Source organism: Pararhizobium qamdonense (assembly GCF_029277445.1).
Taxonomy (GTDB): Bacteria; Pseudomonadota; Alphaproteobacteria; order Rhizobiales; family Rhizobiaceae; genus Pararhizobium; species Pararhizobium qamdonense.
In genome coordinates this window covers 369,335-391,184 of sequence record NZ_CP119566.1, presented here as the reverse complement: position 1 = coordinate 391,184, position 21,850 = coordinate 369,335, and the positions used below count along the sequence as shown (strand labels likewise).

The following is a 21,850-nucleotide window of genomic DNA, read 5'->3' as shown; positions in this document are numbered from 1 at the left end:
TGTGGTTGCGTCATTTCCGGTGGCGGCCGGAAACCGGCCGCCGGTCTCAATGCAGACTATTCCGCAGCAATTGCGCTGGATGCTTCGGCCTCTTCGATCGCCCGCACCAGCGGGATCACATGCTTGCCGAAATACTCGACCTCTTCCTGGAAATGCAGGAAGCCGAGCAGGATGAGATCGGCGCCCGCCCGTTTCAGATCAACGACGCGCCGTGCCACCTGTTCGGGCGTGCCGATCAGGTTCGAGCGGAAACCGTCATTGTACTGAACCAGATCTTCAAAGGAGGATTTCGCCCAATTGCCTTCGCCCTCCGGCGACGACTTTCCGGCATTCTTGACCTCATGGCCGAACGCGTTGACGGCGTCCGGATTGGCCTTCTCGATGATCTCGGCCAGAACGGCTTTTGCCTCTTCCTCGGTCTCGCGGACGATCGCAAACGCATTGACGCCGACGCGCACGGAATGACCGTTGGCCTTCGCCTTGCCCTGGATGTCATCGACCTGCTTGCCGATTTCCTCTGGCGTATTGCCGTTGGTAAAATACCAGTCGGAGACACGCGATGCCATGTCGCGCGCCGCGCGCGAGGAGCCGCCCTGGAAGATTTCCGGCTGCGGATCGATGGGCTTGGGCTTCAGCGAATAATTGTTGAAGCGATAGAAGTCGCCGTGAAACGTGAAATTGTCTTCGGTCCAGATGCCGCGCAGCGCACGAATGAATTCTTCGGAGCGGCGGTAGCGCTCATCATGATCCAGCCAATGTTCGCCGATCGCATGAAACTCGCCACGGAACCAGCCGCTGACCACATTGACCGCGACCCGGCCATTGGTGAGATGATTGATCGTGGCGATCTGCTTGGCGGCAAGCGTCGGGTTCCACGGCCCCGGCAAAATGGCGGCGATCACCTTCAGCGTGGTGGTGGATTCCAGCAGCGCATGACTGAAGGCGACCGATTCATGCTGGAATTCGGCGCCATAACCGGCGGTGAAGCGGATCTGGCTCAACGCATAATCAAAGCCGCTCGCCTCGGCGATCTGCGCCAGCTTTCTGTTATAGTCGATCGTCCAGCTCGTCCGCTGCTCGATGTTGGAAATGACAAGGCCGCCGGAAACATTGGGGACCCAGTAGGCAAATTTGACCGGCTCTCTGCTGGCATAGGACATGGTATTCTCCCTCTTCAAAATGGCTAGGCCGACGCGGCGACGAGTGCTGGACGATGGTCATGAACGCGAGCGGTGGCGGCCTGGATGGCGAAAGGCAGCGCCTGCACGAGTTCTGAAACGGTGCGCTCGATGCGCTCGTGAACGGTAGGGTTGGTAATCTGATACTCGGCAAAATCGGTTTCGGTGGCATAAATGGCGGTCGGCAGCGACAGGGCGTTGAAGAAGCCGAACAGCGGCCGCAACTGATGTTCCGTCATCAGGCCATGGAGCGGCGTGCCGCCAGTGGCGGCCAGAATGACGCGTTTTCCGGTCAGCGCGCGGTAATCGACCAGATCGAAGAGATGCTTGAGCGCACCGGTATACGAGGCCCGGTAGACCGGCGACCCAACAACGAGCACATCTGCCGCCTCGACGGCGTCGACGATCGCCCGCCCCTCGGCATCGAGCTGATCGGAGCGAAGCGCCTTGAAGAGAACGGGAGCAGCATCCACCAGTTCTATCGTTTGCCCCGCAAAGCCCAACCGCGATCCCACCGCAGCCACGATCGCCTCGACTAGAACCGCAGTTCGCGACGGCCGTTTGACATTTCCCGATAGACCCAAAATTTTCATGACGGCAACATCCTCATTTGCCGCCATAGTCTATGGTTTTTATATTCTATTGATAACGTTTGATTGCTAATATTCGGGGAGAAAGTGGAATACTAGCCCTGCATATTGGCGGGTTCCGTGGAATTTTAAACTCTATGATCCCTGCGGGAGCGCATATGCTGCGCCGCTAAGATGCGGCATTTCCACCTGCCAGCCGGAGATCGGCGCCGTCCTGGATGGAACAGCAATACCTATTTTCGCGGTTTTGATCGGCCGGAAAAAACGAGCATGTCCAATGTGGACCGCAGGATAGCGGTGAGCGAGCGGATAAGATTGTGCATGTGCCGTTCCATCATCTGAACCGGCAGGTTTCTCCGGCCAGTGGACGCTACCGGCTTTTGGACTGCTCACCCCGTTCCGGCGGGAACTGACGGTGTGCGCACAATTCTTTCCAAAACTGCATTTTCCTTGAACGGAAGTTGCGTTAAGAACGCGCCAACATCTGACACGCCCACTCTTCGATATAAGGAATGCCCCATGACAGAGCGCAATCTTTTCCTTCTGCCCGGCGACGGCATCGGCCCGGAAGCCATGGCGGAAGTCCGCAAAATCATCGCTTACATGAATGCCGAGATGGCCGGTGGCTTCACGACTGATGAAGGCCTGGTCGGCGGTTGCGCCTACGACGCGCATGGGGCGGCGATTTCCGACGCGGACATGGAAAAGGCGATGGCGGCCGATGCGGTGCTGTTTGGTGCCGTCGGCGGTCCGAAATGGGATGATGTGCCCTATGAAGTGCGTCCGGAAGCGGGCCTCCTGCGCCTGCGCAAGGATATGGAGCTGTTTGCCAACCTGCGTCCGGCGATCTGCTATCCGGCGCTCTCGGATGCGTCTTCGCTGAAGCCCGAGCTTGTCGAAGGCCTCGATATCCTGATCGTGCGCGAACTGACCGGCGGCGTCTATTTCGGCGAACCCAAGGAGATCATCGATCTCGGCAACGGCCAGAAGCGCGGCATCGATACGCAGGTTTACGACACCTACGAGATCGAGCGCATTGCAGGCGTTGCCTTCGAGCTGGCCCGCACCCGCGGCAACCGCGTCTGCTCGATGGAAAAGCGCAACGTGATGAAATCCGGCGTGTTGTGGAACCAGGTGGTGACCGCCACGCACAAGGCGAAATATTCCGACGTGGCGCTTGATCACATGCTGGCCGATGCCGGCGGCATGCAGCTTGTTCGTGCGCCAAAACAGTTCGACGTCATCGTCACCGACAACCTGTTCGGCGACATGCTGTCGGATGTTGCCGCCATGCTGACCGGCTCGCTCGGCATGCTGCCATCGGCCTCGCTCGGCGCTCCCGATGCCAAGAGCGGCAAGCGCAAGGCGCTCTATGAACCCGTGCACGGCTCGGCTCCGGACATCGCCGGCAAGGGCATTGCCAACCCGATCGCGATGATCGCCTCGTTTGCCATGTGCCTGCGTTACTCCTTCAACCTCGTGAAGGAAGCCGACACCCTGGAAAAGGCAATCGCCAACGTTCTCGACAAAGGTATCCGCACCGGCGACATCATGGCCGATGGCGCCCGCAAGGTCGGCACGGTCGAAATGGGCGATGCGATCCTGGCCGAGTTCAAGGCGCTTTCGGCGTAAATGTCGCTGGAATAATGTGTGTTGCGGCATCCGGGTCATCGCCCGGATGCCGTTTTTGTTTGGGCGGGGTTGAATCCGCTCTACAGATTCACAAGTTTGGTCGGATAGCCATTTTGTCCCCATCATTCCTGTTCTCAGGCTGGAGCCGAGGATGTCACAGGAATCCAGCGACACGGCGTCTGCCGCGTGAGGGAGTCTTCTGCGGCGCAGACGCACCGCCACTGGATCCCGCCACAAGCCCTCGGGTTAAACTCGAGGATAGGATGACGGAGGAAGGAAGGGCGCCGTGCCAAGAAAGTCCTGCATTCATGAACCGACCGCTTTCCTCATCTCTCTGGCTGCTTCTGGCGGCTGCCATCCTCGTCGTGGCGCTGCTGCCGTTTGACGGCACTCTGTCGCAAACGGCGCAGGCTTTGCCGGGCGGTGTTGTCGCTTTCAACAAACAGATCACCGATTTCGGCACCTTTGCCTGGATGATCTACGGTTCCGGCTCTGTCGTCATCGTCGCCTATATTCTCCACCGGGTGTCGCGCAGCGAAGGGTTTTCATCCAAGAGCAAGACCGGCTGGCGGCTGGCTCTGTATTTTCTGGTGACGATTGGCAGTGCGAGCATCGTGGTGCATCTGGCCAAGCTGATCATCGGCCGGGCGCGGCCGGAGCTTTTTGCCGAATATGGCGCCCATAGCCTATCGTTCTTTTCCGGCCATGACTGGGTGTTCCAGAGTTTTCCCTCCGGCCATTCCGCCGCTGTCGGCTCGTTCTTCGGCGCCTTTTCGATGCTGGCGCCACGGCTGCGCATCGTCTTTGTGATCGGAGCGCTGGCCATCGGCATCAGCCGCGTCATTGTCGGCGCCCATTATCCCAGCGATGTGGCGGCGGGCCTGCTGGTCGGATTGTGGACGGCCTTGATGACGGCCTTCTTCTTTGCCCGGAAAAACTGGCTGTTCCGCCTGGATGAGGCCGGCTGGCCGCGGCCGAAGAACAGTTCTCAGCCAAAACCCCTGGCTTGAGGCACGCAGACTGAAAACGCCCGGCGCAGGGGCTGCGCCGGGCCTTTTCGTATGTATATCCAGTGAGGATCAATCCATGGCGTGGATATCGCGATCCTTGGTTTCGGGCAGGAACAGAATACCGATCACCAGGGTGATGCCCGCAAACACGATCGGGTACCAGAGGCCGTAATAGATATCGCCCTGGGCGGCACTCATCGCAAATGCCGTTGCCGGAAGCAGGCCACCGAACCAGCCGTTACCGATATGGTAGGGCAGGGACATGCCGGTGTAGCGGATGCGGGTCGGGAAGAGTTCGACCAGAAGCGCTGCAATCGGGCCGTAGACCATCGTCACATAGATGACGAGCACGGTGAGCACGGCGATGACGGTAATCCAGCTGACGCGGGCAGGATCGGCAACCATGGTGAAGGAGCCGCCCTTGTCGATGGTGTAAACCGGCATTTCGGTCACGCCTGCAGCCTCTTCCGCCGTCAGGAGCTTGGCTGCAACCAGCTCTTCGCCGGTCATGCTGGCCTTGTTGCCTGCGCGAACGGCAGTGGCATCGAGCGTCAGTTCCGGATTGGCGGCCACGAAGCCGTCAAGCTTGCTTTCCGGAACCTTTGCAGCGCCTCGTACCAGCGGATAGCCGGCGTCGTGGAGCGCAATGTTGATCTGCTTTTCAAAGGCGGCACCTGAAGCCTTGGCCTGGTCGCCAGCGGCAATCGCGTCATAGCCAGTGACCGTTTCATCGCCGATCTTGACCGTTGCTGCCGAGCCGGCCGGGCCGGGGACGACATCATAGGGTACCGAATTGCGGGTCAGGAACGACGTTGCGATATCGCAGGAGGTCGTGAACTTGGCCGTGCCGGTCGGGTTGAACTGGAACTTGCAGTCATCCGGAGCGGCAGTGACGGTTGCCCGGATGGTTTCCTGGGCTTCCGCAAGCGCCGGATTGCCGGCCCAGGTCAGCGCCTTGAACAGCGGGAAATAGGTGAGCATGGCGAGCACCAGTCCAGCCATGATGATCGGCTTGCGGCCGATCTTGTCCGACAGCGCGCCGAACAGAACGAAGAAGCCCGTGCCGATCAGCAGCGAGATGGCGACCATGATATTGGCCGACTGGCCGTCCACCTTCAGGATGTTCTGCAGGAAGAACAGCGCGTAGAACTGACCGGTATACCAGACAACAGCCTGGCCGACGACGGCGCCGAACAGGGCGAGAAGCGCGATCTTGGCGTTTCTCCACTGGCCGAAGGCTTCCGTCAGCGGCGCCTTTGAGCCCTTGCCTTCTTCCTTCATCTTTTTGAAAGCGGGCGACTCATTCATCTTCATGCGGATCCAGACGGAAACGCCAAGCAGGATGAACGACAGCAGGAACGGAATGCGCCAGCCCCAGGCCGCAAAGGCTTCCTTGCCCAGTATCATCTGCACGGCAACGATGACGACCAGTGACAGGAACAGGCCAAGCGTTGCCGTCGTCTGGATCCAGGAGGTGAAATAGCCGCGACGGCCCTGTGGCGCATGTTCGGCCACATAGGTTGCCGCACCACCATATTCGCCGCCGAGCGCCAGGCCTTGCAGCATGCGCAGCACGATCAGAAGGATCGGAGCGGCGATGCCGATCGAGGCGGCACCGGGCAGGATGCCGACGAGGAATGTCGACAGGCCCATGATGACGATGGTGACGAGGAAGGTATATTTGCGCCCGACGAGATCGCCCAGACGTCCAAAGACCAGCGCGCCGAACGGACGCACGAGAAAGCCTGCCGCAAAGGCGAGCAAGGCGAAGATGTTGCGGGTGGTTTCGGGATATTGGGAAAAGAAGGTTGCGCCGATGTAGACGGCCAGCGAACCGTAGAGATAGAAATCATACCACTCGAAGATCGTGCCGAGCGAAGAGGCGAAAATCACCTTCTTCTGCTCGCCGGTCATCGGTGCAGCCTTTGCACCGGGCGCTACTGCGACATCTGCCATTTCGTTTGTCCTCCACTCAAAAACGGCTTTGTGCGCACCCTGAATTGCTTGCGAATCCTCCCTGATTCGCAAGCGGAATGCGCCATGAGACCAAAATGGCAGAAAACACCCTGGGGCGGCAGAGCGGCTTTGGGATTATGACTTTAGTCGAATATGCTCAGGCCCGAAGGGCCGCAGCCGGGGACTGGCGATAGGCGAGAAGTGCCGGGGCCAGCGCCAGGACGGCGGAAAACAGCGCGATGGCGGCGACGCTTGCCAGATCGCTGCGGATGAAACCGACAGGCAGGACGATGCCGCTTTCGCCCGAAAACAGCATGGACAGCAGGATCGCGGCGCCATAGCCGAACGCAAAGCCAAGAATGATGCCAAGTGCAATCAGCATGAACAGTTCCAGCCAGACGATCACCAGCACGGCCGATCGCGGCGCACCGAGCGCCCTCAGCGCCCCGATCTGGCGGCGGCGCTGGCCGATATGCATGACGGTGACCATCAGCACGGCGACGGCAACGAGAATCTGTGCACCAACAGCGACGGCGGACAGGACGCGCTTGGCATCACCGAGCGTCCCGTAGAGATTGGTCAGCACCTCGCCCGGGAACACGGCAAGCGTGCCATTGCCGCGATAGTCCTGCCGCAGCTTATAGGCGTCGGCAATGGTCTTGGGCTTGACGAGGATGGCCGGAAGTCCGGGTGTTTGCGCCGTCCAATGCTCGTCGATCGGCGCATCGGGATCGACATGAGCATGCGCGTGACCGGCATGAGCGTCATGTCCGGGCTCCTCTGCCGTCCCTTCCGCTTCTGCAGAGTGACCGTCGCCGCCCATTCCATGCAGGCTCCAGACCGATTGGATCGGCACCAGGATTGCCCGGTCCCAGGACGTGCCGGTGGGTGCCATGCGGCCGGTGATGCGATAGGCAAGTTCGGTATGCGTTTCGCCCCCCAGCGCTGCGAGCCCATGCGTGGGTTTCACCTCATAGCCGAGCGGCAGTGACACAGCGGCACCGATGACGGCTTCGCCCGCCTTTGAGAATACGCGCCCCTCCGGCATCGCCGATAGATTGTTGACGAGTGCCATAGACGTGCCGACGATGGGATAGCCGGAAAAGGAATCGCCGAAGCCGACGGGTGCCGCCCAGGAGACGCGCGGATCGCTGGCGAGCTTGCCCAGCACATCTCCCGACATCAGGGGCAGGGGGGAGGGTTGCAGGAAGACGGAGGACAGCAGCAACTGCGTTTCACTGCCGGGAGCGCCGATAACGAGATCGAAACGGTCGGCGGCACGGGCGCTGCCGAGCCTCAGTGCCCGCTCCTGCAAGGTGACGGCCACGCCGAGCGCCGTGGCAAAGGCGATCAAAAGCACGACGACCAGCGATCCCAGCCAGAGACGGCGCAGATCCGAAAGGATGAAACGGGTCATGCCGCCTTCTCCCGGTGCTCTCGATCCGATGCGATACGGCCGGCCGACAGCGTGATGCGGCGATTCAGCCGGCCGCTCAGCCGCTGGTCATGCGAGACGACGATCAGCGTGCTCTCGTTGCGCACGGACAGATCGATCAACAACCGGGCGACGGCATCGCCGCTTTCGCTGTCAAGGCTTGCCGTCGGCTCGTCGGCGATCAGGACACCGGGCTTGCGAAGCAGTGCGCGTGCAATTGCAACGCGCTGCATTTCACCACGCGACATGGTCTCGATCTTTTGGGCAGCGCGGCTAAGCCCGACGGCATAGAGTAGCATCAGCGCCCGGTCGGGATCACCGAGCTTTACCGCGCGTGACAGGCGGGCGGGCAAAAGGATGTTGTCGATCGCGCTCAAGCCGGGGAAGAGATGGAAATCCTGCATCACGAGGCCGATATGCGCGCCACGCCAGCGATCGCGGCTGCGCTCGGACATTTCAGCGATATCAACGCCACCCCAGCGGACGGAGCCGCCCGGAGCGCATCGCTCAAGTCCGGTCAGCACGTTGACCAGCGTGCTCTTGCCGGAACCCGAGGCACCGGTAATCGCAACACGGCTGCCGGCCTCGATGGACAGCGAGGCGATATCGAGAACGGGCGTGGGCAGGCCGCTATAGGATACGGAAACGGAGGTAAGATCGAGCGACAGCATGAATCAGACCGACGCATATTCGGCATCGCGCAGCCGCAACAGGCTCACGAAACCGGTTTCCGGATCGGTCCAGGAGCCGAATTCGAGAATGCCGCGCGCCTGGATCGTTTGCGACGGCTGCACGAATGTCTGCTTTTCTCCGAGATAGACGACGACGATATTATCCGGCCAGTCGGCGTCCGACGAGCAGAAAGGGCAGAGCGACATGGGAATTTCGGTGAGCACGAAAAAGGCGGCCTCGGCTTTCAGCGGCGGCGCCATAAAGCCGTTGATCGTTATCTCCCGACCGGCCAGCGACTTGACCTTTTCAGAGAACTCCAGACCGAGAACGCCGAACTTACTATAGAGCTCACCAAACGCCAGGGATGGAAGAGCGGCATCGGACGGTCGCGCGGCCAAAGCAAAGGGCAGGGCGGCCAGCAGGCGTAACGCATCGCGGCGCGTGGTTCCTGTGAAAGAGCGGATCATCTGGCCACCTTTAGTCTGACGTGTCACCGGAAAATAGAATCCAGCTAAGGAAATCAATCATCCAGCGATGAAGGGTCATACCGGCGGGCTGCGGACAGTCCGCCGGTATATTGCTTGAATGATCAGTTGGTCTGCTTCACGCCGAGCGCCATGGTATCCACGAGGACGCGATAGACGTCGCTCTGCTCCAGGTAGCCGTTGAAGCCTTCCGAGCCGGGACCGATGGCCTGCAGCACGACGTCATCGACGGCGTGGACGCCCGAATCGCCTTCCTTTGGAATATTACCGGCGACGAAGACTGCGCCGGGCACATCCTTGTAGGCTTCGTTGGCGATATATTCCTTATTTTCATTCTGGATCGCCGGAACGAACGGGCCATCCAGCTTCGGGCGGAAGGTTTCGTAATGATCCGGGCCGTTGTTGGCGTTCAGGAACAGGCGGCGGGTCACATCGACCTTGTCCGGATAACCATCGTTATTTTCGTCGGTATAGTTCGGGAAGCCGGCGCTTGCGTAGGTGCCGACCTTTTCGCGCATGTCGGTGCCCGGCTTTTCGTCATCGACGGTGCCGATGATTGAAACGCCATGCGTGTGGTCGCCGGTGACGACGATCAGCGTGTCGGGGTTTTTGGCCGCAAATTCACGGGCGACACCGATCGCCTTGTCAAACTCGATCGTATCGACGACGGCACGATCCCAGTCGAGCGGGTGGGACATCTTGTCGATATTGGCGGCTTCAACCATCAGGAAGAAGCCTTCCGGATTTTTCGACAGGTTATCGAGCGCGACAGTGGTCATCTCGACGAGGCCGGGCTGGTTTGGAAATTTCCCGACTGTGCCCTTCTTGAGGAATTCGCGGTCGAGCGTGGTGTCCATGTTGCCGGTGTGGAAGATGCCGAGGATCTTGCCGGTATTGGTGCCGGCCGCAGTTGCCAGTTCGGTCTTGTCGGTTGCGAGCGTGTAACCGGCTTCCTGGAACAGCTTGACATAGTCCTTGTCGTCCTTGCGCTTCGAGCCCGGCGTCGCCTGCGGCAGGAAGTAGGCAGAGCCGCCACCGAGCAGCACATCCGGCTTCACGTCGAACAGCATGCCGTTGATCTCGGCCTTGTCGCCGCGCTTGCGGGTATGGGCAACGACGGCTGCCGGTGTCGCATCCTGCAGTTCGGCGGTCGAAACGATGCCGATCGACTTCTTGGTCTGGCGGCGAATGGCTTCTGCGAGCGTCTCAACCTTCGGATCGTCAAACGAATCCGGGGTACGGTCGGCATAGACGCCGATGGCGTTCACGGCCGTCTTGTGGCCGGTCATATAGGCGGACATGGTATTGGCGGAATCAGTGGCAACCGCATCGGTTGCAGAGGTGCCGATGAAGGCGGCCGGTGGCACGTCATCGAGGTTCAGACGGCCGTTTGCCTTGCCTTCCGACATGCCCTTGGACATGATGCGGGCGGCGGTGCGATGCGCGACCGAGAAACCGTCAGCGATCAGGAAGATGACGTTCTTTGCCTTCTGGGTTTCGCCGGTATTGTAGACATCCCAGGTGACCGACTTCGATTCAGAACCGGCGGTCACTTCGATCGTGTAGGCGCCTTCGGCCGGCAGAACGAGACCGCGGGCGATCATCGCCGATCCCAAGACCTTGTCTTCCTTGCCTTTTTCTTCAGCGACAAATTCGGCTTCCTGGCCGAGCACGGTCTTGTAATCCTGGCCATTGACGGTGATCTTGACGTCTTCGGGCTTCACGACCGACTTGAACTCGACCTTGAAATCGAAGGGCGAGCCGGCAAGGATGGTTGCGCGGTCGAGCGGATAAACTGTGGTGGCCTGTGCGGCCCCAGCGAGGAATGTCGTGGCGGCGAGCGCCGACAGAAGCATACGCATGGAAAATCCCCTAATGGTTTGAGCTGACGGCTCGCAATAGTCACCACGGATGACAGCGGCATGACAGTTCCGTAACGTTTTGGCGGCGGCAGGCGAACGCCAGTCAGCGCAGCAATCCGAAGCTTTCTGTTGACTCTGCGCCAAAAGCGCGTAAGAGCAGCAACGGAAAAGGACCCCACCCATGCACCGTTTTGGTTACGCCATCGCTGCGCTGATCGCCCCGGCATTCGCTGCCGGGCGGGTACGTTCTTTCTCAGTATTTTCCAAAACAACGGCCAAAACGACGACGAAAACCGTCTGACGTCTCTGGCCACCGCTCTCTCCCCGGCACGGCCGGGGACCTGAAACCCGCGCCTTTGGCCGGCGGGTTTTCCCCAAAAGCCCCGCGGAGAGACAGAAAGAGAGCAAAAGACAATGGGTTTCAAGATTGCTATTGCCGGCGCGACCGGAAATGTTGGCCGCGAAATGCTGAACATCCTGGAAGAACGCGGCTTTCCGGCGGATGAAGTCGTGGCGCTGGCCTCGGCCCGAAGCCAGGGCACCGAAGTCTCCTTCGGCGACAAGACGCTGAAGGTCAAAAACCTGGAAAACTACGATTTTTCCGACACCGACATTTGCCTGATGTCGGCCGGCGGCGCCGTGTCGCTGAAGTGGTCGCCGAAGATCGGCGCACAGGGCTGCGTCGTCATCGACAATTCCTCGGCCTGGCGCTACGATCAGGACGTGCCGCTGGTGGTTCCGGAAGTGAACCCCGACGCCATCACCCAGTTTACCAAGCGCAACATCATCGCCAACCCGAATTGCTCGACCGCGCAACTCGTCGTGGCGCTGAAGCCGCTGCATGATTTCGCCAAGATCAAGCGCGTCGTCGTCGCCACCTACCAGTCGGTCTCCGGCGCCGGCAAGGACGGCATGGACGAACTGTTCAACCAGACCCGCGCCGTCTTCGTTGCCGATCCGATGGAGAGCAAGAAGTTCACCAAGCGCATCGCCTTCAACGTCATCCCGCACATCGATGTATTCATGGAAGACGGCTACACGAAGGAAGAGTGGAAGGTGATGGCCGAAACCAAGAAGATCCTTGATCCGAAGATCAAGCTGACCTGCACGGCCGTGCGCGTCCCGGTTTTCATCGGCCATTCGGAAGCGATCAATATCGAATTCGAAAACGAGATCACCGCCGATCAGGCCCGCGATATCCTGCGCGAAGCGCCGGGCTGCCTCGTCATCGACAAGCATGAGAACGGCGGCTACATCACGCCTTACGAAAGCGCTGGCGAAGACGCGACCTATATTTCGCGCATCCGCGAGGACGCCACCGTCGAGAACGGCCTGAACATCTGGGTGGTTTCCGACAACCTGCGCAAGGGTGCGGCCCTCAACGCCATCCAGATTGCCGAACTTCTCGTCAGTCGCGGCCTCATCAAGGCGAAGAAACAGGCTGCCTGATCAGGAAGTTTTAACCAATTATACCCAATCGGGATGCTATCAACCCTTCGGTTTGATCGTCGCGATTGGGTAAAAAGCCTCGCATGATCCGTGAAAGGAATGCGGGGCTTCTTTGTAAAAAGGCAACTGTGACGTTTTTTCACGGTTAAAAGGAGGATTCACGTGAAACACGGCCTCCCGATACTGTAGCAACGTCGTGACAGAAACCGCAAAGACTGGCATTTTGCGGTCACAATTTTGGATTCGGGCAATACGGGGTATTTCATGCGCAAGGCAAAATGCGTACTGGCAGGTTTCACGGCGATGATTGCGGCAGCGATCCTGCCATCGGTGGCATCGGCTGCGCAATGCAGCAACACATCGGCAGGCTTCGACGCCTGGGTCGAGGATTTCAAGGGCGAGGCCGCCGGCCGCGGCATCAGCCCGTCGGTGCTGAACAAGGCCTTCGCCAACGTCACCTATAATAAGGCGACGATCCGCGCCGACCGTGGGCAGAAGAGCTTCAAGCTATCGCTGAACCAGTTCATGCAGAAGCGTGGCGGCCAGACGATCATTTCGCGCGGCAAGAAGATGAAGGCGCAGAACGCCGCTCTCTTCAATTCCATCGAAAACCGCTATGGCGTTCCGGCCGGCCCGATCATCGCGATCTGGGGCATGGAAACCGGTTTTGGCGGCTTCATGGGCAAGGAACACACGTTGTCGGCTGTATCGACGCTGGCCTTCGATTGCCGCCGTTCCGACTATTTCACCAACCAGCTCTATGCGGCGCTGACCCTCGTCCAACGCGGCGATCTGAGCCCGGACGCGCGCGGCGCGGCGCACGGCGAAATCGGCCAGACGCAGTTCCTGCCGGCCAATGTGCTGAAATACGGCGTCGATGGCGACGGCAACGGCCATGTCGACATGGTCCGCTCCAAGGCGGACGCGCTGTTTTCGACCGCCAACTTTCTGCGCGGCCACGGCTGGAGCGCCGGTGGTGGTTATCAGCCAGGCCAGGCCAATTTTGGCGCGATCCAAGGCTGGAACGCTGCCAGCGTCTACCAGCAGGCCATCGCCATCATCGGCGCCGAGATCGACGGCGGCTGATCAAGCCCTCCATCGGGATGAATGCATCCGCAGTCCGGACACGGGCTGCGGATTTTTTTATCCCCACACGCCGTCATCCTCGGGCTTGACCCGAGGATCCCTCAGCGGCGAATGCTGGTCGTCGGCCATCATGGAGAGCAAAGTGCGGCACCACGGGATCCTCGGGTCAAGCCCGAGGATGACAGAGTGTGGGAGAGGATGACGGAGCCTGGGGTGATCGCCGTGGTAAAGCCAGAAAAATCACATCCCCGGGCGCAAAAAATCGCCGGTCTTCGGGTCCATCACCCAAAGCTCGCCGGTTGAAATATCGAACCAGGCGCCGTGCAGCTGCAGCTTGCCGCGCTGCTCGAGGATCTGGACGCAAGGGAACGTGCGCAGATTGGCGATGGAATTGCGGATGGAGACCCGCTCCAGCGCCCGCTGGCGCTCAGCCGCCGTCATGATGTTGTTGCTGTGGATCTGTTCGGCAGCGGGTTTCAAAAGGTTCATCCAGCGGCCGATGAAATCGCCGGGGGAGAGCGGCTCGGCATTGACATCCAGCGCTGCCTTGATGCCGCCGCAGCGGCCATGGCCCATGACGACGATATCGCTGACCTTCAACACCTGCACGGCGAACTCAAGCGCCGCCGATGTCGAGTGGTATTGCCCGTCCGGCTCATAAGGGGGCACCAGATTGGCAACGTTGCGCACCACGAAAAGCTCGCCCGGACCGCTGTCGAAAATGGTTTCCGGCGCCGAGCGGCTGTCACAACAGGCAACGACCAGGGTTTTCGGCTGCTGGCCGGTTTCGGCCAAAGCCTTGTAGCGCTGCTGCTGCTCGCTAAAGCGGCCGCTCATGAAGTTGTTGTAGCCGTTCAGCAAATATTCCGGGAAACGCTGCATGGTGCTCGATCACTCCAACTTTTAAGAGAATTGAGATGTCTGTTTTGTCTGTCAGCCGCACGCGGCATATCATCTTTGTGCGCCGCACACAGCGAAATTTTCGGCAGCCCGCGCCACCGGTGACATCCGTGATATTCTCCGTATGGTTTGCGTAGGGTGGAAACGGTTTATTCGCTCAAGCTATAGGCTGGCAAGAGGGCGTGCGCTGGGAAATATCAGGACCGGCGTTTCTGCCCGGGATGCATCAGCCTGCGCATCTGAACCATCGCCATCGGCGTTGCCAGACTGGAAGCATCCCGCTCGAGCGTCAATTCATCGGCGCCGCGCTTGCCGGTGCGGGCGATAATCTCAAAGACGCTGGCGGTGGCGAGCTGCAAGGCCCGCTCCTCGTTCAGCCCTTCCAGAAGCCGCGCGACAAACAGTGCCGCCAGGAGATCGCCGGTGCCGTTCGGTGGATTGTCGATCAGCCGGTGCTCGGCCAGAAGCGCATGATTGCCCGACAGATAGAGATTGCCGGTACTGCCCTGCATCATCGGGACGGCAGACGTGACCAGCATGCGGGCGGGCCCGAGCGACAGCGCCGCTTCCAAAATGGCAGCGTTCGTTTCAAGCTCTGCGCCACACAGCCAGGACAGTTCGAACCGGTTGGGCGTGGCGAGAGAGGCGAGCGGCAACAAGATGTCGCGCATCGCGACCGCCGTCGCCTCCGGCACGTAGAGCCCGCCCACATCGCCCATCACCGGGTCGCAGGCATAAAACAGGTCCGGCTTGTTCACCCGCAAAGCGTTCACCAGACGTGCGACACCTTGCGCCTGATGGGCGCCGCCAAGATAGCCGGAGAGGACGGCCCGGACTTCCCCCGCCCAAGGTGCACGAATGAGATCGTCGATGACGGCATTGAAATCATCCTCGCCGATCGTCACCCGCGTCGAGGGGCCGTGTCCCGGATGCCAAGGCAGGATCACCGTCGGCACCGCCCAGACCGGATAGCCCAGCGTCTCCAGCGCAAACACGGCGGCGCGATTGCCGACGGATCCGCGAATCACATGGCTGGAAATGACGATGACGGCGCCGGAGGCAGGCTCGGACATTTCTGATTTTCCGCTGTTTCGACCTGCCCAGATCGCCCGACAGTCATGCCGCTGTCAACTGCACCTGACAAAAGATCGGAACGGCCATTTCAGGCTCGTTCGTGAGAATAAACAAATATGCGAATACAACCGATTGAATCTGAAAATCGGCCAATTCTTGCCGAAAATTTCATAAAGCCATTCCGATTTGGATCAATCTGACCGAAAAATAGCCACAAAAACAATCGCCATGGGCAATTCTTCTGTTAGGTTCGGCCAAAATGGTGATTGCGGGGAGATACGTCATGGGCACCAAATACAATCCGAAAAAAGACCGTCATTTCGAAGCGGTGAGCGACGCCGGCAAGGCGCTTGGGCTCAAAATGCTTGCTCCGGAAATCCTTTTTCGCCGCGCCAGCCATGACGATCTTGATGCCTACACGCCCGATATGCTGGCGCTGACTGCCGCCCATGCACTTGAAGCCATCAACCGCACGGAAAGCGATAGGCCGGTCATCAGCGTCGAGACCGTCGAGGGGATTGCGCCCGGCGGCAACGACGTTTCGGTTCTGTCCGTTACCGACCGCAATATGCCGTTTCTCTACGATTCCATCATGGGGGAAGTGACCACCACCCATCGTGACATTCATCTTGCCGTGCATCCCATTCTGGTTCTCGAAGCGGGCAAGCCGGCTAAGATCTTCGACCCGGAAAAGAAAAGCGATCCGGCAGCACGGATCAGCCATATCCAAATCCATCTCGCCCGTCTGACCGAAACGGAAGCCGAGGACCTGAAAGACCGGATCGCCAACGTCCTCTCCCAGGTTCACCAGGCCGTCGGCGACTGGAGCGAGATGACGGTTCTGCTCGACCAGGCGATGAACGAGCTGGAAAACCATGCGCCGAGCCGAAAAAAGGGCGATCGCGATGAGGCGCTGGCCTTCCTGCGCTGGCTGCGCGCCAATAATTTTACCTTCCTCGGCATGCGGGAATATACCTATTCCGGTAAGGGCGACGACGCCGTGGTCGAGCGTGGCGAAGGCCGTGGCCTGGGCATTCTCTCCAATCCCGATGTGCGCGTGCTGCGCCAGGGCAAGGATGCGGTGCTGACGACGCCGGAGATTCTGGCCTTCCTTAACGGTCCGGATTTCCTCATCGTCACCAAGGCCAATGTCAAATCGGTCGTGCACCGCCGCGCCTATATGGATTATATCGGAGTCAAACGCTTCGACGAAGCCGGAAATGTCACCGGCGAGTTGCGCATCGTTGGTCTCTTCACCTCCAGCGCCTATACGCGCCCAGCCGCCGACATTCCGCTGTTGCGCTTCAAGGTCGAGAAGATTGTCGATCACTTTGGTTTCGATCCGCAGAGCCATTCCGGCAAGATGCTGACCAACACGCTGGAATCCTATCCGCGTGACGATCTGTTCCAGATCGATATCAGCCTTTTGGCAAGCTTCTGCGAGCAGATCAACGAGCTGGCCGACCGGCCGCGAATCCGGGTTCTTCCGCGTATCGACCATTTCGACCGTTTCGTCTCCGTGATCGTCTACGTTCCGCGCGAGCAATATGATTCCGACGTGCGCGAGAAGATCGGTGCTTATTTAAAGACCGTCTATGACGGTCGCGTTTCGGCTTATTACCCGGCTTTCCCGGAAGGCGGCCTTGCGCGCGTGCATTTCATCATCGGCCGTTCCGGCGGCAAGACGCCGCGCGTGGCGCAGGCAAAGCTCGAAGACGCGGTTCGCGATATCGTCACCCGCTGGATCGACCGGTTCAAACTGCTCGCCCGTCACGACGGCGTCGAGATCTCCGTCGATGCGGCCTATCAGGCGGCCTTCACACCGGCCGAGGCGCATGCCGATCTCGCCGATATCGCCGCCTGCTCGCCAGACGATCCGATCCGCATCGCATTTTACCAGAAGCGCGGCAAAGGCCCGCAATCGCTGGAGCTGAAGATTTTCCATACGGGCGAGCCGGTCTCGCTCTCGCACCGGGTTCCGCTCCTGGAAAATCTCGGTTTCAGGGTCATCAGCGAACAGACTTATGATATCACCGTGTCCTGCGCCAAGGGCGGCGAGAGGCTCGTCGTTCTCCACGACATGGAGCTGATCCACCGCGACGGGTACCTGCTCAATCTCGACAAGACCGGACCGATGCTGGAAGAGGCCTATCTCTCCGCCTGGAACGGCCTGGTTGAGGATGACAGCTTCAACCGGCTGATCCTGCTTGCAGGCCTCAGCGCCCGCGAAGTGACGGTGCTACGCGCCTATGCGCGCTATCTGCGCCAGACCGGCATCACCTATTCGCAAGGCTATCTGGCTGAGACGCTGAACAAATATCCTTCCATCGCAGCCGATATCTTCAAGCTGTTCGTCACCCGCATGGACCCCAAGCTGGAAGACAAGCCGAAGACGAAGCGCACGGCAGCTTTGAGAGCGGCGATCGAGGAGGCGCTCAACGCCGTCCCGAGCCTTGACGAAGACCAGATCCTGCGCCGCTACGTCAACGCCATCGAGGCGACGCTGCGCACCAACTATTTCCAGCGCGATACCAGCGGCAATCCGAAGGTGATGCTGGCATTCAAGCTGGATCCGAAAATCCTTGACGGCCTGCCGGAGCCGCGTCCCTTCCGCGAAATCTTCGTCTATGGCACCCAGGTCGAAGGCGTACACCTGCGCTTCGGCAAGGTGGCCCGTGGCGGCCTGCGCTGGTCGGACCGGTCGCAGGATTACCGCACCGAAGTGCTCGGCCTCGTCAAGGCGCAGCAGGTCAAAAACGCCGTGATCGTTCCCGTCGGCGCCAAGGGCGGGTTCTACCCCAAGCAGCTTCCTGCCGGCGGTACGCGCGACGAAATCTTCAAGGCCGGGACCGAGGCGTACAAGACCTATATCCGCACCATGCTGTCGATCACCGACAATATCGTCGGCCAGGACATCGTCGCCCCGGCCGATACGCTGCGTCTGGATGGAGACGATCCGTATTTCGTCGTCGCTGCCGACAAGGGCACCGCGACCTTCTCCGACACAGCCAACGGCCTGGCGCAGGAAGCCGGCTTCTGGCTGGACGATGCCTTTGCATCCGGCGGCTCGGCCGGCTACGACCACAAGAAGATGGGCATTACCGCGCGCGGCGCCTGGGAAACCGTCAAGCGGCACTTCCGCGAGATGAATATCGATATCCAGACGACACCCTTCACTGTTGTCGGCGTGGGCGATATGTCGGGTGACGTATTTGGCAACGGCATGCTTTTGTCTGAGAAAATCCGGCTGATCGCCGCCTTCGACCACCGCGACATCATCATCGATCCTGATCCGGACATCGAAAAATCCTTTGCCGAGCGCAAGCGTATGTTCGACCTGCCCCGCTCCAGCTGGCAGGACTATGACCGCTCGACGCTGTCACGCGGCGCCATGATCATTCCGCGCACGGAAAAGTCGGTGACGCTGACGCCGCAGGCGATGGCGGCGATCGGCCTGGAAAAAAGCCAGGCGACGCCATCGGAAATCATGACGGCGATCCTGAAGAGCCCCGTCGATCTGCTCTGGTTTGGCGGTATCGGCACCTATGTGCGCGGCGCAAACGAAACCGATGCCGATGTCGGCGACCGCGCCAATGATGCAATCCGCATCACGGCGGACGATGTCGGCGCCAAGGTCATCGGCGAGGGCGCCAATCTGGGTGTGACCCAGCGCGGCCGCATCGGCTTTGGCCTCAAGGGCGGGCGCTGCAATTCCGACGCGATCGACAACTCGGCGGGCGTCAACTCCTCCGACTTCGAGGTCAATATCAAGATCGCACTGGCCTCCGCCATGCGCGACGAGCGGCTGACGCGCGCTAAGCGCAACACGCTTCTGGCATCGATGACCGACGAGGTGGCAGCGCTGGTACTGCGCAACAATTACGAACAGTCGCTGTCGATTTCTCTGACGGAAATGCAGGGCGCCGGCAACCGGACGGCTCTTGCCCGGCTCATGACCCGGCTGGAAGCGGACGGCCATCTCAATCGTAAAGTGGAAGTGCTGCCGAACGACCTGGCTCTGAGCGAGCGCTACCAGAGCGGCAAGACGCTGACACGCGCCGAGATCGGCGTGCTTCTGTCCTACGCAAAGATCGTGCTGTTCGACGAGATTGTCGCGAGCGGTCTGCCCGACGATGATTATCTGGCAACGACATTACGCGATTATTTTCCGGCCAAGATGCACAGGGCCCATGCCGCCGATATCAACGGGCATCGGCTGCGCCGCGAGATCATCGCCACGGTTCTGGCCAATGACGTCATCAATCGCGGCGGGCCGGCCTTTGTCAGCACGCTGATCGATCAAACCGGCTTCATGCCGGCGGACGTGGTCAAGGCGGCTGTGCTCACCCGTGACGGTTATGACCTGACGCGGATCTACAGCGATATCGACGCCCTCGACAACGTGATCAGCGGCGCGGTGCAGAACGAGCTTTATCAGGAAGCCGCGCATATTTTCGCGATCGTCACCGAACGCACATTGCGGACGACAGCGATGCAGGCACCGCTCGGCGAAGCAATCGAGCAGCTGCGCGACGCGCTGCGCAAACTCAAGACCGCCTTGCAAAGCTCGCTTCCGGAGGACGCAACGGCCGAGGTACGGCAAAGGACTGATTATTTTATCGAGCGTGGCGTGCCGGCAGCTCTCGCCGAAGAGATTGCCTCTCTTGCTGTCATGACCTTCGTGCCGGAGATCATCCAGATTGCCGCCGATACCGGCGTATCGCTGGCGCGAACGGCCCAGAGCTATTTCGGCGTGACGCAGAACCTGCGGATCGCCCGGCTCCTGGCAGCTGCCGAGCGCGTTTCGGCAACCGAGCAATACGAGGCCATGGCGCTCTCGCGCAGCATCAACGACATCGCCACTGCGCGTAAAGACATCACGATTGCCGCACTCACCGACAAGAAGGATGAGCGCAATCCGGTCGCAGCCTGGCGAGACAGCGACAATAGCCGGATTTCCCGCGTTACCGACCAGCTGACGCAGTTGACGGAAAAGGGCGAGACGACACTGGCCAAAATCACGGTGGCGGCCGGTTTGCTCAGCGATCTTGCACAGAACAGGATGAGGTGACACTGTTTGCCCTGAACGGGGCAAGCAGCAGTGGAGAACAGAGTGAGCATTTCAGCACCGGCCGGCGACGAACCGAAAGTATCGCGCGCCGGCCTTGGCGGCTGGATGCTGTTCGACTGGGCGGCGCAGCCGTTCTTCACCGTGATCATCACCTTCATCTTCGGCCCCTATTTCGTGTCACGGCTCACGGATGATCCGGCTCACGGCCAGGCCATGTGGGGCTATACGCTGACCATCTCCGGCATCGTGATCGCGGTGCTTTCGCCGGTGCTCGGATCGATCGCCGACCAGACCGGCGCCCGCAAACCCTGGATCGCCTTCTTCGCCGTCATCAAGATCGTCTCGCTGGCGATGCTCTGGTTTGCGGTTCCCGGCTCTTCGCTGGTCTATCCATTCATTTTCATCATTCTTGCCTCGATCGCGGCTGAATTCTCGATCGTTTTCAATGACTCGATGATGTCGCGTCTGGTGGGTGAAAAAGAGATCGGCCGGATTTCCAACATGGCCTGGGGACTGGGCTATCTCGGCGGCATGATCGTGCTGATCGCGGTCGTAACGCTGCTTGCGGGTAGCCCGGAATCCGGCAAAACAATTCTGGGAATTGACCCGTTGTTTGGGCTCGATCCGGCAACCGGCGCCGACGCGCGGATCACCGGGCCGATCTCGGCCCTCTGGTATCTGGTGTTCATCCTGCCGATGTTCCTGTTTACACCCGATGCGCAGAAGGCGGCCGTGCCCGCGATGACTGCGGTGCGTAGCGGAATATCGGAGCTGCGCGCCACGATCGGCGAATTGCGCCACCGGTCCGGCATCCTGCGCTTTCTGATCGCCCGGATGATCTTTCAGGACGGGGTCAACGGTCTTCTGGCGCTGGGCGGCACGTTTGCAGCCAGCATGTTTGCCTGGCAGACGGTCGAACTTGGCGTCTATGGCATCATTCTCAATGTGGTGGCGATCGGCGGCTGCCTCTATGCCAGCCGGCTTGATGCGAAGCTCGGATCGAAGGTGATCGTCACCGCCAGCCTCATCTGTCTGACCATCGCCACGCTCGGGATCGTCTCGACCGGGCCCGGTTATACGCTGTTCGGCCTGCTCCCGCTGCCGGCAACCGATTCAGGCGGCCTTTTCGGCACCGCTGCGGAAAAGGCCTATATCGTCTTCGGCCTTCTGGTCGGTATTGCGTTTGGCCCGGTCCAGGCGTCGTCCCGCTCCTACATGGCGCGCAGCGTCAGCCCCGAAGAGGCCGGCCGGTATTTCGGCATCTATGCGCTCTCCGGACGCGCCACGACCTTCCTCGCCCCCGCCGCCGTCGCCACCGTGACGCTGATGACAGGCTCCGCCCGCATCGGCATGATGGCGCTGGTCGTGTTCTTGGCTGTTGGATTGCTGATCCTCATTCGCACTCCTTATCCGGCGAATAGACCTGCATAAAAAACCCGCCGGAGAGGCG

General features: G+C 60.3%; 15 protein-coding genes. 6 read left to right on the top strand and 9 right to left on the bottom strand.

Annotated features, from left to right (window positions below):
- Positions 1-56 precede the first annotated feature (56 nt).
- Complete coding sequence (gene sfnG, locus PYR65_RS01900; protein WP_276119680.1) at positions 57-1,160, bottom strand: dimethylsulfone monooxygenase SfnG; 1,104 nt, start codon at positions 1,158-1,160, stop codon at positions 57-59.
- 23 nt (positions 1,161-1,183) lie between these two features.
- Positions 1,184-1,771 (bottom strand): FMN reductase, encoded by a 588-nt coding sequence (msuE, locus tag PYR65_RS01895; protein ID WP_276119678.1) that lies wholly within the window; start codon positions 1,769-1,771, stop codon positions 1,184-1,186.
- A 516-nt stretch (positions 1,772-2,287) separates the two neighbouring features.
- Between msuE and leuB the strand changes: the two genes are divergently transcribed.
- Positions 2,288-3,400 (top strand): 3-isopropylmalate dehydrogenase, encoded by a 1,113-nt coding sequence (gene leuB / locus PYR65_RS01890; protein WP_276119677.1) that lies wholly within the window; start codon positions 2,288-2,290, stop codon positions 3,398-3,400.
- Between the two features lie 308 nt (positions 3,401-3,708).
- Positions 3,709-4,410, top strand: coding sequence for a phosphatase PAP2 family protein (locus tag PYR65_RS01885; protein WP_276119676.1), 702 nt, complete (start codon positions 3,709-3,711; stop codon positions 4,408-4,410).
- Between the two features lie 69 nt (positions 4,411-4,479).
- Here the strand turns inward: PYR65_RS01885 and PYR65_RS01880 are convergent, their stop codons facing one another.
- From PYR65_RS01880 to PYR65_RS01860, 5 genes are all read right to left on the bottom strand, one after another.
- Complete coding sequence (locus tag PYR65_RS01880; RefSeq protein ID WP_276119675.1) at positions 4,480-6,366, bottom strand: MFS transporter; 1,887 nt, start codon at positions 6,364-6,366, stop codon at positions 4,480-4,482.
- A gap of 157 nt (positions 6,367-6,523) precedes the next feature.
- The gene (locus PYR65_RS01875) at positions 6,524-7,783 is read right to left on the bottom strand and encodes an ABC transporter permease (RefSeq protein WP_276119674.1); all 1,260 of its coding nucleotides are present in this window, start codon (positions 7,781-7,783) and stop codon (positions 6,524-6,526) included.
- On the bottom strand, positions 7,780-8,472 hold the full coding sequence (locus tag PYR65_RS01870) for an ABC transporter ATP-binding protein (RefSeq protein WP_276119673.1): 693 nt from the start codon (positions 8,470-8,472) through the stop codon (positions 7,780-7,782). Before PYR65_RS01870 ends, PYR65_RS01875 begins: the two co-directional genes overlap by 4 nt.
- 3 nt (positions 8,473-8,475) lie before the next feature.
- A complete protein-coding gene (locus PYR65_RS01865) occupies positions 8,476-8,940 on the bottom strand; it encodes a hypothetical protein (protein ID WP_276119672.1) in 465 nt (154 codons plus the stop codon).
- 122 nt (positions 8,941-9,062) lie between these two features.
- Positions 9,063-10,820, bottom strand: coding sequence for an alkaline phosphatase (locus PYR65_RS01860; protein ID WP_276119671.1), 1,758 nt, complete (start codon positions 10,818-10,820; stop codon positions 9,063-9,065).
- Positions 10,821-11,234: 414 nt separating this feature from the next.
- Between PYR65_RS01860 and PYR65_RS01855 the strand changes: the two genes are divergently transcribed.
- Positions 11,235-12,269, top strand: coding sequence for an aspartate-semialdehyde dehydrogenase (locus PYR65_RS01855; RefSeq protein ID WP_060638638.1), 1,035 nt, complete (start codon positions 11,235-11,237; stop codon positions 12,267-12,269).
- Between the two features lie 264 nt (positions 12,270-12,533).
- The gene (locus PYR65_RS01850; protein ID WP_276119670.1) at positions 12,534-13,355 is read left to right on the top strand and encodes a lytic murein transglycosylase; all 822 of its coding nucleotides are present in this window, start codon (positions 12,534-12,536) and stop codon (positions 13,353-13,355) included.
- Between the two features lie 240 nt (positions 13,356-13,595).
- Here the strand turns inward: PYR65_RS01850 and PYR65_RS01845 are convergent, their stop codons facing one another.
- Together PYR65_RS01845 and pdxY are read right to left on the bottom strand one after the other, a co-directional pair.
- Complete coding sequence (locus tag PYR65_RS01845; protein ID WP_276119669.1) at positions 13,596-14,237, bottom strand: carbonic anhydrase; 642 nt, start codon at positions 14,235-14,237, stop codon at positions 13,596-13,598.
- Positions 14,238-14,452: 215 nt separating this feature from the next.
- Positions 14,453-15,328: a pyridoxal kinase PdxY gene (gene pdxY, locus PYR65_RS01840; RefSeq protein WP_276119668.1), complete on the bottom strand. Its 876-nt coding sequence runs from the start codon at positions 15,326-15,328 to the stop codon at positions 14,453-14,455.
- 284 nt (positions 15,329-15,612) lie between these two features.
- On the opposite strand from pdxY, the gene PYR65_RS01835 reads away from it, so the two are divergent.
- Together PYR65_RS01835 and PYR65_RS01830 are read left to right on the top strand one after the other, a co-directional pair.
- Positions 15,613-20,400 carry an NAD-glutamate dehydrogenase gene (locus tag PYR65_RS01835; RefSeq protein WP_276119667.1) on the top strand — a complete coding sequence of 1,596 codons (4,788 nt, stop codon included), beginning with the start codon at positions 15,613-15,615 and terminating at the stop codon, positions 20,398-20,400.
- A 42-nt stretch (positions 20,401-20,442) separates the two neighbouring features.
- Positions 20,443-21,831 (top strand): MFS transporter, encoded by a 1,389-nt coding sequence (locus PYR65_RS01830; protein ID WP_276119666.1) that lies wholly within the window; start codon positions 20,443-20,445, stop codon positions 21,829-21,831.
- Positions 21,832-21,850 lie beyond the last annotated feature (19 nt).

Bases quoted from the DNA above. Each gene is read 5' to 3' on its own strand.
- PYR65_RS01885 (WP_276119676.1), top strand. From the start codon at position 3,709: ATGAACCGACCGCTTTCCTCATCTCTCTGGCTGCTTCTGGCGGCTGCC.
- PYR65_RS01875 (WP_276119674.1), bottom strand. From the start codon at position 7,783: ATGACCCGTTTCATCCTTTCGGATCTGCGCCGTCTCTGGCTGGGATCG.
- PYR65_RS01860 (WP_276119671.1), bottom strand. From the start codon at position 10,820: ATGCGTATGCTTCTGTCGGCGCTCGCCGCCACGACATTCCTCGCTGGG.
- msuE (WP_276119678.1), bottom strand. From the start codon at position 1,771: ATGAAAATTTTGGGTCTATCGGGAAATGTCAAACGGCCGTCGCGAACT.
- PYR65_RS01870 (WP_276119673.1), bottom strand. From the start codon at position 8,472: ATGCTGTCGCTCGATCTTACCTCCGTTTCCGTATCCTATAGCGGCCTG.
- pdxY (WP_276119668.1), bottom strand. From the start codon at position 15,328: ATGTCCGAGCCTGCCTCCGGCGCCGTCATCGTCATTTCCAGCCATGTG.
- PYR65_RS01865 (WP_276119672.1), bottom strand. From the start codon at position 8,940: ATGATCCGCTCTTTCACAGGAACCACGCGCCGCGATGCGTTACGCCTG.
- sfnG (WP_276119680.1), bottom strand. From the start codon at position 1,160: ATGTCCTATGCCAGCAGAGAGCCGGTCAAATTTGCCTACTGGGTCCCC.
- leuB (WP_276119677.1), top strand. From the start codon at position 2,288: ATGACAGAGCGCAATCTTTTCCTTCTGCCCGGCGACGGCATCGGCCCG.
- PYR65_RS01845 (WP_276119669.1), bottom strand. From the start codon at position 14,237: ATGCAGCGTTTCCCGGAATATTTGCTGAACGGCTACAACAACTTCATG.
- PYR65_RS01835 (WP_276119667.1), top strand. From the start codon at position 15,613: ATGGGCACCAAATACAATCCGAAAAAAGACCGTCATTTCGAAGCGGTG.
- PYR65_RS01850 (WP_276119670.1), top strand. From the start codon at position 12,534: ATGCGCAAGGCAAAATGCGTACTGGCAGGTTTCACGGCGATGATTGCG.
- PYR65_RS01855 (WP_060638638.1), top strand. From the start codon at position 11,235: ATGGGTTTCAAGATTGCTATTGCCGGCGCGACCGGAAATGTTGGCCGC.
- PYR65_RS01880 (WP_276119675.1), bottom strand. From the start codon at position 6,366: ATGGCAGATGTCGCAGTAGCGCCCGGTGCAAAGGCTGCACCGATGACC.